The 507-nt window shown below is 43.0% G+C and carries 1 tRNA gene and 1 rRNA gene; both read right to left on the bottom strand.

Annotated elements, in window-relative coordinates:
* Positions 1–112 (bottom strand): 23S ribosomal RNA (locus DWB64_RS19130); the annotation flags it as partial.
* A 271-nt stretch (positions 113–383) separates the two neighbouring features.
* Positions 384–459: transfer RNA gene (locus tag DWB64_RS19125), tRNA-Ala, on the bottom strand.
* Positions 460–507: the final 48 nt, after the last annotated feature.

Raw genomic sequence — 507 nt, 5'->3', positions numbered from 1 at the left:
CATCTACGGATCAATGTTTGCTTGCAACTCCCCGTAGCTTTTCGCAGCTTACCACGTCCTTCATCGGCTCTCAGTGCCAAGGCATTCACCCTGTGCTCTTAATATCTTGACCTCTTTTAACTTGCTACTCCTTCCGCTGACTGCGTTGGCTTCATCTCTTTTCTCAGTCGAGTATAACTAGTACACTCCTTCGTCAATCGATTCGCCGCCTTGTCATCGAAACGACTAGCTGCGTTAAAAAGTTTGAACTGAAGATTACTGCTAATCTTCGTTCGTGTTCCTTCAGAGTGTCGGCGAAGACTTCTGAAGAAAACTTTTTTTGTGATTATATGAAGTTTTCATTGTACAAAACTTTTACTTCCTATATGAATATAGAAAGCTTTTGGTGGAGACAAAGAGACTTGAACTCTTGACCCCCTGCGTGCAAGGCAGGTGCTCTCCCAACTGAGCTATGCCCCCAAAAGAGCGAATGACAATCGAATTTATTGATAATTTGCGTTTATCCAT

Origin of the sequence: Fusibacter sp. A1 (assembly GCF_004125825.1) — a bacterium.
Taxonomy (GTDB): domain Bacteria; phylum Bacillota; class Clostridia; order Peptostreptococcales; family Acidaminobacteraceae; genus QQWI01.
This window is presented reverse-complemented; position numbering and strand designations above follow the sequence as displayed.